The following is a 399-nucleotide window of genomic DNA, read 5'->3' as shown; positions in this document are numbered from 1 at the left end:
TTCCTGCTTCCTGCTTCCTGCTTCCTGCTTCCTGCTTCCTGCTTCCTGCTTCCTGCTTCCTGCTTCCTGCTTCCTGCTTATCTTTTTGATTGATGGGGTCACTACTCTCCTTTGTGCAGTACAGTCATTGCTCGTTGTAGCTTGGTTTGACTGTAAGTCTCTAGCATCCCAGCAGGGGGGGGCGCTATTTGCGCTGATATTGAGGGGGCGTGCTTGGTGGATGTGACGGAGTACAGGAGAGGGCATTGAGGCCAGTCAGCGGTGGACTCGACGTAAGGCCGATCGTGACTAACGTTAGCGTTTAAATCGGTAACAAACAAAAGGCTATGTCCCAATTACGTGTTGAAAGGCTAATCTTGAAGTAGGCCATCACCTTGAGGTCTACCATCATGGATACCC

Source organism: Aeromonas sp. YN13HZO-058 (assembly GCF_001921245.1).
Lineage (GTDB): Bacteria > Pseudomonadota > Gammaproteobacteria > Enterobacterales > Aeromonadaceae > Aeromonas > Aeromonas allosaccharophila.
Note: the sequence above shows the minus strand (reverse complement) of the source record.